The organism is Elusimicrobiota bacterium (genome assembly GCA_026388095.1).
Taxonomy (GTDB): Bacteria; Elusimicrobiota; Elusimicrobia; order UBA1565; family UBA9628; genus UBA9628.
In genome coordinates this window covers 24,940-37,558 of the sequence record JAPLKL010000068.1, presented here as the reverse complement: position 1 = coordinate 37,558, position 12,619 = coordinate 24,940, and the positions used below count along the sequence as shown (strand labels likewise).

At 67.4% G+C, this 12,619-nt stretch carries 15 protein-coding genes; 5 read left to right on the top strand and 10 right to left on the bottom strand.

The features are described from left to right. From NTY77_17330 to NTY77_17315, 4 genes are all read left to right on the top strand, one after another. Positions 1-277 (top strand): DNA recombination/repair protein RecA (locus tag NTY77_17330; GenBank protein ID MCX5797256.1); only part of this gene is annotated, 277 nt, incomplete at its 5' end. Between the two features lie 26 nt (positions 278-303). After that, entirely contained in the window at positions 304-1,176 is an 873-nt protein-coding gene (gene xerD, locus NTY77_17325; protein MCX5797255.1) for a site-specific tyrosine recombinase XerD, read from the top strand. Continuing rightward, entirely contained in the window at positions 1,169-1,795 is a 627-nt protein-coding gene (locus NTY77_17320) for a hypothetical protein (GenBank protein MCX5797254.1), read from the top strand. The genes xerD and NTY77_17320 overlap by 8 nt, the downstream gene beginning before the upstream one ends. Before the next feature lie 4 nt (positions 1,796-1,799). Further along, positions 1,800-2,417, top strand: a complete 618-nt coding sequence (locus NTY77_17315; GenBank protein ID MCX5797253.1) for a hypothetical protein — start codon at positions 1,800-1,802, stop codon at positions 2,415-2,417. A 9-nt stretch (positions 2,418-2,426) separates the two neighbouring features. On the opposite strand, the gene NTY77_17310 is transcribed toward NTY77_17315, so the two are convergent. The 10 genes from NTY77_17310 to NTY77_17265 form a co-directional block, all read right to left on the bottom strand. Then, on the bottom strand, positions 2,427-3,431 hold the full coding sequence (locus NTY77_17310; protein MCX5797252.1) for a hypothetical protein: 1,005 nt from the start codon (positions 3,429-3,431) through the stop codon (positions 2,427-2,429). A gap of 26 nt (positions 3,432-3,457) precedes the next feature. Further along, positions 3,458-4,798 (bottom strand): RcpC/CpaB family pilus assembly protein, encoded by a 1,341-nt coding sequence (locus NTY77_17305; protein ID MCX5797251.1) that lies wholly within the window; start codon positions 4,796-4,798, stop codon positions 3,458-3,460. A 22-nt stretch (positions 4,799-4,820) separates the two neighbouring features. After that, the gene (locus NTY77_17300) at positions 4,821-5,429 is read right to left on the bottom strand and encodes a hypothetical protein (GenBank protein ID MCX5797250.1); all 609 of its coding nucleotides are present in this window, start codon (positions 5,427-5,429) and stop codon (positions 4,821-4,823) included. Beyond that, positions 5,426-5,941 (bottom strand): sigma-70 family RNA polymerase sigma factor, encoded by a 516-nt coding sequence (locus tag NTY77_17295; protein ID MCX5797249.1) that lies wholly within the window; start codon positions 5,939-5,941, stop codon positions 5,426-5,428. Before NTY77_17295 ends, NTY77_17300 begins: the two co-directional genes overlap by 4 nt. A 100-nt stretch (positions 5,942-6,041) precedes the next feature. Continuing rightward, the gene (locus tag NTY77_17290) at positions 6,042-7,469 is read right to left on the bottom strand and encodes a tetratricopeptide repeat protein (GenBank protein MCX5797248.1); all 1,428 of its coding nucleotides are present in this window, start codon (positions 7,467-7,469) and stop codon (positions 6,042-6,044) included. 24 nt (positions 7,470-7,493) lie between these two features. Continuing rightward, entirely contained in the window at positions 7,494-7,991 is a 498-nt protein-coding gene (locus NTY77_17285) for a hypothetical protein (protein ID MCX5797247.1), read from the bottom strand. Positions 7,992-8,037: 46 nt separating this feature from the next. Beyond that, the gene (locus tag NTY77_17280) at positions 8,038-9,300 is read right to left on the bottom strand and encodes a hypothetical protein (GenBank protein MCX5797246.1); all 1,263 of its coding nucleotides are present in this window, start codon (positions 9,298-9,300) and stop codon (positions 8,038-8,040) included. An 11-nt stretch (positions 9,301-9,311) separates the two neighbouring features. Then, positions 9,312-9,461 (bottom strand): DUF5989 family protein, encoded by a 150-nt coding sequence (locus NTY77_17275; protein ID MCX5797245.1) that lies wholly within the window; start codon positions 9,459-9,461, stop codon positions 9,312-9,314. Between the two features lie 18 nt (positions 9,462-9,479). Beyond that, entirely contained in the window at positions 9,480-9,911 is a 432-nt protein-coding gene (locus NTY77_17270; GenBank protein MCX5797244.1) for an SxtJ family membrane protein, read from the bottom strand. Continuing rightward, a complete protein-coding gene (locus NTY77_17265) occupies positions 9,884-11,701 on the bottom strand; it encodes a carbamoyltransferase (GenBank protein ID MCX5797243.1) in 1,818 nt (605 codons plus the stop codon). The genes NTY77_17270 and NTY77_17265 overlap by 28 nt, the downstream gene beginning before the upstream one ends. A gap of 249 nt (positions 11,702-11,950) precedes the next feature. Between NTY77_17265 and NTY77_17260 the strand changes: the two genes are divergently transcribed. Further along, positions 11,951-12,595, top strand: a complete 645-nt coding sequence (locus tag NTY77_17260) for a hypothetical protein (GenBank protein ID MCX5797242.1) — start codon at positions 11,951-11,953, stop codon at positions 12,593-12,595. Positions 12,596-12,619: the final 24 nt, after the last annotated feature.

Sequence of the window (12,619 nt, the reverse complement as noted above, 5' to 3'; positions counted from 1 at the left end):
CGAGGGCTGCCTGCTCGATATGGGGGTCGAGTCCCAGCTCCTGGAGAAGTCCGGCTCCTGGTTCCTCTATCAGGGTGAGCGCCTGGGCCAGGGCCGGGAGAATGCCAAGGCCTATCTCAAAGCCAATGCCGACGCGGCCAACCGCCTCGAGAAGGCCCTGCGCGACAAGTTCTGCGTCATCGGCGCCGACGAGGCCGCTCGCCCCGAGCCCGCGGCCGCGCCCGCCGTCAAGCCCGCCGGCAAGCTGGTCGCCGCCAAGGGCAAGGGAGCCGAGTAGGTACGCCGGGACAGCCTAGGCCGCTCCTGGAGGAGTACCTCCGCTACATATCGGTGGAGCGGGGGCTGGCTCGCAACACGACTTCGGCTTACGTCTCGGATCTGGAGCAGTTCCTGGCTTACCTGGAGGGCCGCGGCCAGGACCCCCTGAAGATCCTGCGCAGCGACCTGGAGGACTACCTCTGGGAGCTCAAGTCCAAGAAAGGGCTCGCGGCCAGCTCTCTTTTCCGCAAGATCGAGGCCTTGCGCTCCTTCTATTTCTTCCAGGCCGCGGAGCGCCGCGTCGAGGTCAACCCGGCCGCGGAGCTGCGCTCGCCCCGGCGGCCGGCGCGCCTGCCCCAGTTCCTGACCGCGGAGGAGGTGGGGCGCCTTTTGGCCGTCCCCGCCGGCGTCTCCTATGCGGCCCTGCGCACCCGGGTCATGCTCGAGATCCTCTACGCCACAGGCATGCGCGTCTCGGAGATCCTGGCGCTCAAAGCCGAGTACGTCAACCTCCAAGACGGCTGGGTGCGCGTTCTGGGCAAGGGCTCCAAGGAGCGCCTGATCCCCGTGCACGAGCGGGCCTTGTCGCTCCTGAAGCAGTTCCTGCAGATCCGTCAGCAGCGCTTCCCGCACGCGGCGGACGGGGAGGTCTTCCTCAATAGACGCGGCCGCCGGCTCTCTCGCGTGCAGTTCTGGCGGGACCTGCAGGCCCTGGCCAAGCGCGCCGGGCTGGAGGGCAAGGTCCATCCGCATGTGCTGCGCCACACGTTCGCCACGCACATGCTCCAAGGCGGGGCGGACCTGAGGAGCGTGCAGGAGATGTTGGGACATTCCAGCCTCGCCACGACGCAGATCTACACGCATCTCGAGGCTTCCGGGCTCAAGGAGTCCCATAGGAGGTACCACCCGCGTGGTTAGATCGATCCTGACGGCCCTCCTCTTGCTGGCTGTGCCGGCCGCAGCCTCGGCCGGGGCCCTGGAAGAAGCCAAGGCCGAGGCGCCCGCGGCCAAGGACACCCTGGAGCTGGTCAAGGCATTCCTGGACACCCCGACCGAGCAACTCCCTCCCGAGTTCATCCCGGAGTTCCTGGCCGTCAAAGCCGAGGACCTGCCCAAGAAGCTCCAGGATCCCTTCCTGGCCAAGCGCCTCGAACTCTACACGTTCAAGCAGATCTCCGAGGGCAAGAAGAGGGGCATCGTGCGCATGCCCGAGGCGAGCTGCTCCGTCGTCCAGGAGGCCAAGACGGATAAGGGCGGGGTCCTGAAGATGGCCGGGTACGAGGAGATCACCGAGGATGAGGAAATGTGGCTGATGAAGCAGACCAAGTGCACGGAGCATGACCTCATGTGCGAGTTCACTTTGCAGGTCTTCGTGGCCAAGGTCAAGGCGAAGAAGTCGAGCTACACCCGCAAGTTCTATTTCCTGCATCCCAAGGACCCGATCTTCGCGCTGGTGGCCCAGTACCGGGAGATGGGCCGCATCAAACAGACGAACTTCTTCGGGATCGGGGCCCCGATGTGCGCGCCGCGGCAGTGACGCTGTGATCCGACGAGCGGCGGGGCTGCTGCTGGCGGCCGTTCTGGTCCTGCCCTGGGCAGCCCCAGCCCGGGCCGCGGACGCCGACACCGACACAGTGGAGATGGTCGAGGCCTTCCTCAAGATGCCGACGGCGGAGCTCCCGCCCGAGCACATCCCGAGGTTTTTGGCCGTGGACCCGGCCGCCCTGCCCAAGAAGCTGCGCCGGCCCTATGAGGCCAGACGGCTTGAGCTGTACACCCTCAAGCAACTCGGCCAGACCAGGAAGAAAGGCAATATCATCACCCCCGAGGACCATTGCGAGGCTCCCAAAGACGCCAAGAGCCAGGACATCTCCTTGTTGATGAAGGTCGGCTATGTCGAGATCACCGAGGAGGAGAAGGACTGGCTGACCCATCGGACGCACTGCACGGAACAGGACATGCTCTGCGAGTTCACTTTGCAGATACTCGACGAGAAGGTCGGCTCGGGCCCGAAGGCGCGCAAGCGCCGGCGCTACTTCCTTTTCTGCGGCGCCGGCTGCGACCCCCTGATGGTCCTGGTGGGAGTCTACCGGGCGCGCGTCAAAGACCCGAACACCAACTTCTTCGGGACGGGCGCCGGCCCGGTCTGCTCCCGCTAGGACCCCCGTCTATTTGAAGAGCTTGCGCAGGCTCGCCATCTCCATGGGGTGCATCTCGCGGTCTCCCTCGGCCCGCGCCGTGACGCGCACGTCACCCTGCAGGACGCTCAGGGCCGCGTACTGGGCCTCGTTGGGGTTGACCAGCAGCAGCAGGGCTCCCCGCCCATCCATCCGGTCCGGCCTGAGCACGTCCACGACCAGGACGTTCTGCAGGATCGTGGCCGTGACCTTCTCTTTGACGTCGCCTTTGAGCAGGGCCTCGAAGGTCACCAGCACGTCCACCCATTGGCCCCTCTTGATGAAAGCCAGCTGATGGGCCGGCAAGGGCAAAGAGAAGCCGCGATAGCCCGGCAGCAGGCGCGGCTTGGGCTTGTACTCGGCGGCTGAGGCGGCTTGCGACGGGGCGAAGAGCAGCGCGAAAGCCGCGCGCGCGTCCCGGGCCGCGGCCTCCGCCTCGCGCTGGTAGGCCTCGGTGTCGCCGGCCGGCAGGGAGTCCATGAGGTTGTCCAGCGGCTCCTGCACGCGGCCGAGGGCCGCGAGCACGGCCGCGCCGCGGTAGTCGAGGGAATCCTCGAGCTTCGACCTGCGGATGTGGTCCAGGGCGGTCCTGTAGTTGAACAGCAGGTTGTTGTAGTCCGTCTCCCGGTCATAGAGCGAGTCCTCCCCGGAATCCTTCTGTGCTAGTTTCAGGAACTCATAGAGGACGGAGGCAGGGGCCTGCCAGAGCTGGGCCTCGCTGAGCTCCGTGCCGTCGCCCTCCTTCCAGACTTTGTGCTCCGACATCTTCGGCAGCGCCACGGGCAGCCATGGCGGCATCCGGACCACGCTCTTCTGGCCCGAGCAGGTCAGCTCGTACTCTTTTAGCCCCGGGGCCAGGTCCGGCTTGAAGTAGTGGAAGAAGAGCTGCATCTCCTTCTCGGCGCAGGCCATGTCCGGGGTGGGGAAGGCCGCGCCGCGCGCCGGGACCGCTGACGCGGCCAGGGCCAGGACCAGCATCCAGTCGAACCGTTTCATATCATTCCTCCTTATCTTAGCCGGGCTCAGCGGAAGAGCTTGCGGAAGCTCGCCATCTCCATGGGGTGCATCTCCACGTCTCCCGGGGCGCGCAGCGCGACGTGCAGGTCGCCCTGGGCGTCGCTCAAGGCGGCGTACTGCGCCTCGTTGGGGTTGAGCAGGATCTGGATGGTCCCGCGCTCCTCGCCCTTGGCGGGCTTGGAGATGTCCACGATCCGGACGTTCTGCAGGATGGTGGCCGTCACCTTCTCCTTCCGGTTGTCGGCCAGCTTGGCGTCGAAGGTGACCATGACGTCCACGTGGTCGCCCTTCTTGAGGAAGGCCAGCTGGTGGCCGGGCAAGGACAGCGAGACCCCGCGGTAACCCGTGAAGATGCCCTGGGGGTCGGCCTTCATGGGGGGGGCCTTCTGTTCCGGCTCCGCGGCGGCTGCCGCGGCGGCCGCACCTTCGGAGACCGTGACCGCGAGCTTGAAGGTCTTGATGGGGGCCTCCTTCTCCCTGGCGTTGCGGTACTCCAGCAGGACCGACGTCCCGCCGGGCTTGAGGGCCTGGAACGGGAAGACCCAGGTGGCGTATCCGTCGGGATCGCCTTTCTTCGCCGTCATGATGGTCTGTCCCACCGAGACCATCCCGGGGTCGATCTCCGCGACCACCCATTCGTAAGGGGACTTCAGATTGCCGGGCAGCTCGATGAGGAAGCGCTCTCCTGCCGCGATGTCGACCTGGCCCGGGTTGGGCGTGTCGCGCACCACCAGCGGCCGCGAGTCCGGCAGGCGGCGCGCGCCTGCGGCGGGCGCAGGGTTTACGGGCCTGACGATAAAGCTGCCGCTTCCTGTGATGTTCACGGTGAGTCCTTTGATGGCGCAGAGCACCTGCACGGCCTGTCGTGCCGTCACTTTCTTGAGGAGCAAGGTGGCCCGGGAACCCTCGAGCCCTTCGGCCAGGGAGAAGTTCGTCTTGGTCTGCCCCCCGATCTGGTCGAAGAGCCCTTGCAGCGGGGCTTGGCGCGCGCGGATGGTCAGCGTGGCGCCAAAGACGGCGTAGCCGTCGAGGGCCCTGGCTCCGTCGAGGGACAGGGGCTTGTTCGCGAGCAGATAGAGGTTGGGGCCGAGCTCCTGGTAGCTCAAGCCCTTGGACTGCCGGAGCTGGTCGAGCACCTCTTTGACGGGGGCGTTCTTGAACGAGAGACTGACGCGCCGGTCCTGGACGCCTTCAGCCACGATGAAGTTGGCCTTGGTCTGTTGCGAGAGCGTCTCCAGGAACTTGTCCAGGGGATAGTCCGCGACGGAGATGCTCAGGTGCTGGGTCTCGGCATGGAGCGCCGCGGGGACGGCGAATAGCGCCGCGGCGAGGAGCAGGGATCTCATGATAGTCCTCCTTGATGCTGTTTCATAGCGTCGGCTTCACGAAAAGCTCGTCGATGCGCACGGGACGGTCTTCCAGCCGGAACGTCGCGTGCCCGAACTCCCAGACCACGGCCCGGCCGCGCGCAGTGTGCGTCCTGCGGCCGGGGACGGTCACGAAAGGGGCCCCGGCCGAGACCGGGCCGTGGGTCTCGAAAGGCATACCTGCAGGGATAGAGATGAATACCCCCTCGGCCCGCGCCGCGGGCAGCTTGAGCGCAGGCCGTCCTGCAGGAGCGGGGACAGAAGAGGGAGCGAGCGCGACAAGCGGGGAAGGAGTCGGGGCCGCCGGGACAGGGGGTGCCGGCATCCGAGGCCGGACCACGAGCAGGAAGATGACCGCGGCCGCGAAAGCAGCGGCCAGCCCGGCGGGCAGCCGCAGGCTGAAAGGGCTCCAAGCCGGCGCGGCCGCGCGGCGCGCGCGGGACACGAGCCTGGCGCGCAGGCTGGTCCGGACGCGGCTCTCCGCGGCGAGGTCCAGCCCCGCCAGCTTCTGGGCGAGCGCCAGGGCCCCGGCGTCGGCTCCCAGCGCCGCGGGGCGGCCCGCCAGGAAGGCCTCCAGGTCAGCCTCGAAGCGCGTTGCCGCGTCACTCATGAGGGCTCTCCCAGGGCGGCCTGCAGCTGTTTGACCGCCCGGTAGACCAGCACTCCCACGTGGCTCTCGCCCAACTCCAGCACCTCGGCGATCTGCCGGTTCGTGAGTCTGGCTTGGAACTTGAGGCCCAGGACCTCGCGGCTGCGCTCATCGAGGCCGCGCAGGGCCCGGAGCAGACCGGCGCTCTCTTCCTCGGCCAGCAGGCGCGTCTCTGCGGCCGGCTCTCGGGAAGCGGGCTCGGGCCCGCCTTCATCGAGAGACGGCCCGCGCCGGCTCTGGGCCCGGAAATGGTCGCGCAGCGCGTTGCGCGCCACGGCGAAAAGCCAGGATTCGAAAGCGCCGCGCTCGGGGTCGAAGCTGGACAGGCGCTCGAGCACCCGCTCGAAGACGCGGCTGGCCACGTCGTCGGTCGCGGCCGGGTCGCCGACCTGGCTGCGGATGAAGCCGTAGACGCGGGAAAAGTATCGGTCATAGATGGAGGCGAAGTCCTGGGGCGCGCCGGACTGGGGCATGCGGGACTCTTCCTCCTGACTAGGTATACGGGTGAGGCCTCGGAGTATTACAGGGGCCCGAGGCCAGGATAGAGTATAGACAAAAGGAGCGCCGGCGGTGCTAGGAACCATAATCCGCCTGTCGTTCCAGCCGGGCCGCCCGGTCCTTGCGGCCCATGGACCTGTATATCTTCGCCATCCTGCGCAGGGCGTCTTTGCCGATCCCGCTCTCGCGCCCGTGGGCGTCGGCCACCTTGCGCATGCGCGCCACCCAGAGCTCCGCCCGATCGAGCCGGTGCCTCGCGATCTGGAGCCGGGCCATGGATGCGAGGATGTCCAGGGAGCTGGGGTCGAGCTCCCCGCGAAGGTCTTCGTTGGTCTCCAGGGCGCGACGCAGATAGCCTTCGGCCTGTTCCTGCTTGCCCAAGCCGGTGGCTACCTCCGCGAGCCGGATGAGCAGGACCTCGCGGTCCTTCTGGTCCGCCTTTGGCGAGGCCACTTGTCTGGCTAAAGCCTGCAGATAGAGCGGTTCCGCCGTGTCCAGCCGGCCGTGCTGCTGATAATAGCCCGCCACCCGGATCGCAGCCTTGACCTGGGCGTAGGGGTTATCGTATCGGGGCAGGAGCGAATTGAAGAGCTTCTCCGCCTCTTGGGTCCGGCCCTGGGCCGCGTAGACCTCGGCCATGTCGAGCCAGCCCTCCACCAAGCCCTGGGGATCGGCGCCCGGGCTCGATCGGTGGATGTCGACCGCCTGTTGGATGGACCTCTGCGCTTCCTCCAGCCGGCCCTCGCGCAGCAGCAGGAGCCCCATGCCGCTCAGGGATTGGGCGAGGTCGAGGTGGTTATGGGGCAGGCGTTGGCGCAAAGACAGGGCGCGGCGGCAAGGCTCCCGGGCCTGGTCGACGCGGCCGGTCTTGAGGTATATCTCCGCGAGAGCCGCGGCGACCGCGGCGTCCATGGCCGCGTCGGAAGCCCCGATGCGGGAGTTGATGTCCTGCAGGCGCGCGATGAGCTTCTCCGCTTCCGCGTAGACTCCCCAGCGGGTATAGAGCGTGGCCAGCCGCGTGTAGGCCGCGGAGACCGGGGCGCTCAGCTCCCCGAAGGACCTCTGCATGAGGTGCAGCGAGTCGCCGTAGAAGTCCTCCGCCTCGTCGTACTTGCCCTGAGCCATGAGCAGCTCGGCGAGATTGTCCAGAAAATGAGCCCGCATGGGCGCGTCATGGTCCAGGGCCTCGGCGGTGATCCTGACCGCGCGCTCGAAGAGCGGACGGGCCGTCTCCAGCTCGCCGGTCCTGCGATAGACCTTGCCCAGATGGTCCAAGGCATAGGCGGTCCGGAGGTCGGCGGGGCCGAACGCCTTCTCGGCGATCGCGGCCGCCTGCTTGGCGGGGGGGAGAGCCTCGAGATATCGGCCTTGGTCGTAAAGGTCGATGCTGGTCTCGGAGAGCCGCTGCCACTGGGCCCGACTGCGGTCTTTCCGGCAGGCGGCGGCCGCGCACAGGGCGGCCGCCGCGGCCAGGAGCAGGAGCCCGAGCCTCGTCCTGGTCATCCTGTTACCCTCCCCGGCGCAGCCTTACCTGAACAGCTTGCGCAGGGACGCCATCTCCATCGGCGTCATGGCCACGTCGCCCTCGGCGCGCCTGCCGATGGAGAGTTCGCCCTGGTAGGAGCTGAGGGCCGCGTACTGCGTCTCGTTCGGGTTGAGGAGCAGGTCCACGACCCCGAGCTCTTCGAGCTTCGCGGGCTTCTGCACGTTGACGACCATCACGTTCTGCAGGATGGTGGCCGTGACCTTCTCCTTCTTCTTGTCTTTCATGACCGCATCGAAGGTCACCATCACGTCGACGTGCTGGCCCTTCTCAAGGAAGGCGATCTTGTACCCCGACATGGGGAGGGCTATCGCTCGGTAGCCCGCGAAGAGGCCCAGTCTGTCCTGCGCAGGCAGGGGCGGCTTTTCGGCTATGACCTCCTCCGGCGCCTTCGCCCCGTGCCCGTCGTTCCCCGCGTGCGCGGGCAAGGCCGCGACCAGCGGCACGGCCAGCGAGACCAGCAGTATCCATCGTGCTCTCATGGTGCACCTCCGTTCTGCTGATGGATACGCAGCCGGGCCGGAAGTATTACAGCTTGATCCGCCAGACCGCCAGCGAGCGGCGGCCATCGGCGTCCCGCGACAGCCCCGCGGCGATCAGGCGGCCCTCCGAGTCGAGGGTCAGGGCGTAGATGCGGTCCTCGCCGCCGGGCGCGGAACCAGGCAGGAGCAGGACGCCGGCGCGGCCGAAGCGGCGGTCGGGCACGCCGTCGCTGGTCAGGCCCCAGAGGCAGGCGGATACGGGCCTGCGGCCGGAGTCGGCGTAGCCGGAGAGGAAGAGACGGCCGTCGCCCGCGCGGACGACGGCGAAGGCCTCCCGGTCCCGGAAGGGGCCGGCGTCGAGGACGGCCAGTGAGCGGGTCGAGCCGTCGGCGGCGAAGCGCGCGAGCACCGCGCGCTCCACCGTGGCCGTGGACTGGGCCGCGGCGTAGGAGAAGCCGCCGACCCAGGCTCCGCCCGCGCCGTCATCGGCGATCCCGCGGCCGGCGCCGTCCGATCGGGCCAGGCCGCCGGACCCGAAGCCGGCGCGGAGCTTCCCATCCGCGGAGACCCGCCACAGCGCGAGCTCCTTCCAGCCGAATGTCCCGGCCGCGAGCCAGTCTCCGTCCGGCAGGCGATGCAGGGCGCTGACGCGTGGTTCCGCCTGGCCCGGGGGTCCGGGGAGAAGCAGGGCTCCGCCGGTGCCGAAACGGGTGTCGAGCGCTCCGTCTTCCTTGAGCCGCCAGAGCGCCGCGCGGACCCCGTCAGTCCGGTCGCCGGCGTGGCCTCCGACGAGCACGCCGCCGTCCTCCGCGAGCGCCGCCGCCCCGGCCTCGGCGACGGGGCCGCCCAAGGGGCTGCGCAGCACGACGCGCCCGCCGCAGCCGAAGGACGGGTCGCGCCGCCCGTCGGCGAGGAAGCGCTCGACCGGCGCGCCGGCGGAGGGCTTGCCGTGGGCGGACATGCTCCCGGCCGCGGCGGCGCGGCCGCGAGCGTCGAGCGCCAGGCCCCAGGCCCAGCCGGCCTCCGTGGAGACCGCGACGCCGCCGCGGCCGTAGGCCGAGTCCGGCCGGCCGTCGCCGCGGAAGCGCCAGAGCGCCATGTGGGGGACTCCGGAGGAGTCCATGACGACACCCGCGACGACGAGGCGCTTCTCGGAGTCCTCAACGATCCCGTAGCCGGCAGCGTCTCTGCCGCCGATAGGGTCGGGGGATATCCGCACCCCGCGCGCGCCGAAGGCGCGGTCTGGGCCGCCGCCCGCCGCCGTCGCGGCCGGAAGAAGGAGGAGCCCCGCCAGCGCAGCCGTCCGCACGGGAACCGCGCTCAGAACAGGGTGTAGACGAAAGGAGCCACGGCCGTGGTCTCCGAGAGCAGGATCAGGCCGCCCAGCAGCAGCAGGACGATGATGATCGGGGCCAGCCAGTAGACCTTGCGTTTCTTGAGGAAGTCCCAGAGTTCGCGCAGCATCTCCATCTTCGCCATAGTCCCTCCTCAGAACTGGTTGCGGTACGATTCCGGCGCGGGGAGCTCGCCCCGCGCATGCCAGTAGCTCTCCCTGTCCCGGAGCCCCTCGTCGAGCAGGTCGCCGCCCACTAGGCGGGCCAGCGCGGCGTAGGGGGTGATCACCAGATAGTAGACCAAGGCCATGACCAGCCAGGTGTTGATCCTGCCGATGACGCCCACGGCCTTCATCCAGGGGCCGTAGACCGGCCGCAGGGCTTCGGGCCGCAGTGTCCCGAGCAGGGCGCAGGCTGTGGCCAGCGGCAGCTCATAGGGCCAGGCGGCCCCGCCCTTGCGCCAGGACAGCGTGGCGAAGACCAGCAGGATCACGGCCAGGCCGAAGCCGAAGACGCGCAGGTCCTTGCGGGGCCGGTCCGGGTCCGGGATGGGCAGGCCTAGTCGAGCGCGAATTCTTTCATCCATGACTGATCCTCTTTGAACTCGCCCTGGGCCTTCTTGTCCAGCAGGTAGCTGCCCAGGACCAGGTAGTCCATGTGGGTGCGCATGAAGCAGGTGTAGGCCTCCTGGGGCCGGCAGACGATGGGCTCGCCGCGCACGTTGAAGGAGGTGTTCACGATGACCCCGCAGCCCGTGAGCTTGCGGAATTCGGCGATGAGCTCATGATAGGGCGCGTTGTCGGCCTGGTTGACGGTCTGCAGGCGCGCGGAGTAGTCCACGTGCGTGATGGCGGGCAGGTCCGAGCGCGGCACGTTGAGCTTGGCGATGCCCCAGAGCTTCTGCTGCTCCCCGCTCATGGGGATGCGGCGGGACTCGACCACCGGGGCGGTGAGCAGCATGTAGGGACTCTCGCAGGGGAGGTCGAAGTACTCGCGATAGTGCTCGGCCAGCACGGAGGGGGCGAAGGGCCGGAAGGACTCGCGGAACTTGATCTTGAGGTTCATCTTGGCCTGCATCTCTACGTTGCGCGCGTCGCCGATGATGCTGCGGCTGCCCAAGGCCCGGGGTCCGAACTCCATGCGGCCTTGGAACCAGCCGATGACGTGACCTTCATTCAGGAGCGCCGCGGTCTCGCGGGCCACGTCCTTGGGGTCGAGCTTCTTGTGGGGGATGCCCTTCGACTGGAGCCAGGCGCCGATCTCCTCGTCCGAGAAGCTGGGGCCCAACAGCGAGCCCTGCTGGGAGTCGCGGCCTCCCGAGACCGTCCTTTCCTTTCCCAGGTATTGGTGCCAGAGCAGCAGCGCCGCGCCCAAGGCGCCGCCCGCGTCGCCTGAGGCGGGCTGGATCCAGATGCGGTCGAAGACGTTCTCGCGCACGATGCGGCCGTTGCCCACGCAGTTGAGGGCCACGCCGCCGGCCAGGCAGAGGTCCTTGTGCCCCGTGATCTTCCTGGCGTGGCGCGCCATGCGCAGCATGACTTCCTCGGTCACGGCCTGCACCGAGGCGGCCAGGTCCATCTCTTTCTGGGTCAGTTCGGATTCGGGCTGGCGCGGCGGGCCGCCGAAGAGCTTGTGGAACTTATCGCTGGTCATGGTCAGGCCCGAGCAGTAATCGAAATACTCCTGGTTGAGTTTGAGCGAGCCGTCTTCCTTGAGGTCGATGAGCTCTTTGTAGATGAGGTCCGCGTACTTGGGCTCGCCGTAGGGGGCCAGGCCCATGACCTTGTACTCGCCGGAGTTGACCTTGAAGCCGGTGTAGTAGGTGAAGGCGCAGTAGAGCAGGCCCAAGGAGTGGGGGAAGTGGAGCTCGTGGGTCAGCCGGACCTGATGGCCGCGGCCTTCGCCGATGGAGGCCGTGGCCCACTCGCCCACCCCGTCCATGGTGACGATGGCCGCCTCGGAGAAAGGCGAGGGGAAGAAGGCGGAGGCGGCGTGGGACTCGTGATGCTCCGGGAAGAGGATCTGGCCCTCGAAGCCCAAGGCTTCCTGGATCTGGGACCGCATCCAGAGCTTGCCCTTGAGCCAGAGCGGCACGGCCATGCCGAAGGAGCGCAAGCCCCGCGGCGCGTAGGCCATGTAGGTCTTGAGCATGCGCTCGAATTTGAGAAAGGGCTTGTCGTAGAAGCCCACGAGGTCCAGATCCGAGACCTTGAGCCCGCCCGCCTCCAGGCAGTAGGCGATGGCGTGGATGGGGAAATCCGAGTCGTGGCGCTTGCGCGTGAAGCGCTCCTCCTGCGCCGCCGCCACGATGCGGCCGTCCTGGATCAAAGCGGCCGCGCTGTCGTGGTAATACGCCGAGATGCCGAGGATGTTCATGGCGCCCCAGCCGGGGCTTCAGACATTATAGACGTAATGCGGCGCGGGTCGCAATTCTAAGCGCAACTTGCCCCGGGGCAAGTTGTGTGGATAAGTCTTCTATAATGACAACTCTGCCCGGGCAGAGTTTGTGGATAACTCTCGACGGCAGCGGCACTACGATGCCGGCCAGACGGAACCAGGGTTTGCATAGACGCATCGACAAGGCTACAATCAGCCGATATGCGGTACGCGAACAGGATGTCCCTTGTGGCGGTCCTTGCATTGCTGTCCGTGCAAGCATGCCAGGAGAAGCGTCTCGGAACCGGGGAAATCCTGGCCCTTCGGATCAATCGTGTCTCAGAAGACGATGGACGATCTGCGTTCCGTCAACTGTGCCGCAAAGCGTTCATTCCCTGCGGGCTTGAGCTCGTGGAAAATCCCAAGTCGCAGGCGCCAAAACCATTTTTGGCCGAAGAAGAGGTCTTGGAGTCGGCCCTGAATAGGCTGGTGGCCACATCTCTCAAGGGGTATGCTTGGCGGGTGAGCGATGGCGTATTGGAGATGGCGCCGGAGGCGGTCCTCGCGGGGAAGAAAAGCAGCCCGCTCGAAAAGCGTATCCCAGAGGTGGATGTAAGAGGCGGCATAGATAGCACCTTGCAGGAGAGCGTTCTGGAGAAGATCTGCTTGGCGGCTGGGATTGTGAAGCCTTACTTCGCGCGAGCTATCGTTGGTCCCGGGGGACCGGAGGCGAACCGTCGGGTGTCAGTGCGCTTGAGAGATGTCACAGTGCGCGAGGCTCTGAATGCTGTAGTCAGGCGCGATGGTCATTCGCTGTGGGAAGTGATTGAGACACCTGATGGCAACGGGGTGTATGGGCACTGCTGGTCGCCAAAGTGGCATTCCATGGATTGAACAGTTCTTCATAAACGGCGGGGC

Coding starts and splice junctions, on each gene's coding strand:
- NTY77_17310 (MCX5797252.1), bottom strand. CDS start 3,431: ATGAAACGGTTCGACTGGATGCTGGTCCTGGCCCTGGCCGCGTCAGCG.
- NTY77_17305 (MCX5797251.1), bottom strand. CDS start 4,798: ATGAGATCCCTGCTCCTCGCCGCGGCGCTATTCGCCGTCCCCGCGGCG.
- NTY77_17300 (MCX5797250.1), bottom strand. CDS start 5,429: ATGAGTGACGCGGCAACGCGCTTCGAGGCTGACCTGGAGGCCTTCCTG.
- NTY77_17295 (MCX5797249.1), bottom strand. CDS start 5,941: ATGCCCCAGTCCGGCGCGCCCCAGGACTTCGCCTCCATCTATGACCGA.
- NTY77_17290 (MCX5797248.1), bottom strand. CDS start 7,469: ATGACCAGGACGAGGCTCGGGCTCCTGCTCCTGGCCGCGGCGGCCGCC.
- NTY77_17285 (MCX5797247.1), bottom strand. CDS start 7,991: ATGAGAGCACGATGGATACTGCTGGTCTCGCTGGCCGTGCCGCTGGTC.
- NTY77_17275 (MCX5797245.1), bottom strand. CDS start 9,461: ATGGAGATGCTGCGCGAACTCTGGGACTTCCTCAAGAAACGCAAGGTC.
- NTY77_17270 (MCX5797244.1), bottom strand. CDS start 9,911: ATGGATGAAAGAATTCGCGCTCGACTAGGCCTGCCCATCCCGGACCCG.
- NTY77_17265 (MCX5797243.1), bottom strand. CDS start 11,701: ATGAACATCCTCGGCATCTCGGCGTATTACCACGACAGCGCGGCCGCT.